The organism is Streptomyces sp. NPDC058231 (assembly GCF_042882275.1).
Classification (GTDB): Bacteria; Actinomycetota; Actinomycetes; order Streptomycetales; family Streptomycetaceae; genus Streptomyces.
In genome coordinates this window covers 1-1,544 of record NZ_JBHVWN010000171.1, presented here as the reverse complement: position 1 = coordinate 1,544, position 1,544 = coordinate 1, and the positions used below count along the sequence as shown (strand labels likewise).

The 1,544-nt window shown below is 65.5% G+C and carries 2 protein-coding genes; one reads left to right on the top strand and one right to left on the bottom strand.

The window, feature by feature from the left end:
- A partial coding sequence (locus ACFVXE_RS39065; protein WP_389678556.1) for a hypothetical protein occupies positions 1-489 on the top strand: 489 nt, incomplete at its 5' end.
- Here the strand turns inward: ACFVXE_RS39065 and ACFVXE_RS39060 are convergent.
- The gene (locus ACFVXE_RS39060) at positions 484-1,326 is read right to left on the bottom strand and encodes an IS5 family transposase (protein WP_389678554.1); all 843 of its coding nucleotides are present in this window, start codon (positions 1,324-1,326) and stop codon (positions 484-486) included. The genes ACFVXE_RS39065 and ACFVXE_RS39060 overlap by 6 nt on opposite strands.
- Between the last annotated feature and the right edge of the window lie 218 nt (positions 1,327-1,544).

Here is a 1,544-nt window from a genome sequence, read left to right as displayed (position 1 = left end):
AAAGAGCGTTTTGTCCTGGCGGGGGTGTTTGGTAACTGGCGCGATGCCATTTGCTTGGGGCGGACCGTGCCGACGTGTGAGGATCCGCCTGTGGAGTGTGATGTGTGCGGACTGGCGATGTGGCGTTGGCCGTTGCCGCCGACGGCCTGGGAAGAAGAGATCTGGTCCTGTTCGTGGTGTTATGCCACCACCCAGGTGGGCGGCGAGTGGTTCGAGATCTTGCGACCGCCGTATCTGCCGATGGAGATGCGCTGGGAGAGTGCTGTCGCGGATGGCCTTGCCGTCGGCGCCTCCCACGCTTTTGGCATCTTCGACAAGACGCTGTGCGGGATCCAGGAACTCGGCATGTCACCGTCTGACCACTGGTGGCTGCCGGAACGGGAGAACGCCTGTGGGGCGTGCCGGGAAGCGGCGGGTGTCATTGATGACCGCTGGCCGCAGGCGATGAGGGGCGAGGACGCGCGGGTCAGCGTGGCCCGGCGGCTATGAATACTTCCAGTTCGGAGTCGATTCTCGGGTGAGTCTGCGGCTCATCAGGTCGATCAGCGCGAGTCGGATCATGGCTTCGGAGCGGTGCGGGTGGGTCTCGTAGTCGCGGGCGAGGCGGCGGTGGTGCATGAGCCAACCGAAGGTCCGCTCGACGACCCAGCGCCGCGGAATCACCTTGAATCCCTTCTGTGCAGTGTCTCGGCGGGTGACTTCGACGTCGATGCCGAGGCGGGCGCCGTGCTCGATGACCTTGGTGCGGTAGCCGCTGTCGGCCCAGGCTTTGGTGACGCGGGGGTGGTCTGCGGCGATGTTCGAGAGCACGTGGATGCCGCCGACGTTGTCGGAGACGCTGGCGGCGGTGACCAGCACGGTCAGAAGGAGGCCGAGTGTGTCGACGCCGATGTGGCGTTTGCGGCCTGCGATCTTCTTGCCCGCGTCGATGCCCTGGCCTGACGCGGGCACGTTCGCGGAGGTCTTGATGCTCTGGGCGTCAAGGATGCAGGCGGTCGGCTCGGCATCCCGGCCCTCGGCTTCTCTCACGAGTCGGCGGAGGAGGCCGTTGAGGTGGTCGAAGATTCCGCCCTTCTGCCATGCGGCGAAGTATCCGTAGACGGTTTCCCATGGGGCGAAGTCGTGCGGCAGGTACCTCCACGGGATGCCGGTGCGGTCGACGTAGAGGATGGCGTCCATGATCCGACGCAGGTCGTGCTCGGGCGGCCGGCCGATGTCCAGGCCCTTCCCTCTCCGCTCGGCCCGCCAGGCCGTCAGTGCCGGTTCCAGCAGTTCCCAGCGGGCATCAGACAGGTCACTTGGATACGGGCGCTGTCGGCGAGGCATGTTTCTGTAGTACCGAGGCCCGCCGTCCCGTCACAGGGCGCAAACAGGTGTGACCGGGGGCGTGTTGGGATCAGACAGGAGCAGCAGGACCGAAACGGACCCTAGAGATCCGTCACCCGCCCCACCTGCCACAACAGACACCCACTACCTCAGTCAGACCGAAGCAATCTGCCGCCCGAAGCACCAAGAAGCCTCCCTTGCGGGACGAAACGCTCTTT

Excerpts from the sequence above, each read along its gene's own strand:
- ACFVXE_RS39060 (WP_389678554.1), bottom strand. The coding sequence starts at position 1,326 with ATGCCTCGCCGACAGCGCCCGTATCCAAGTGACCTGTCTGATGCCCGC.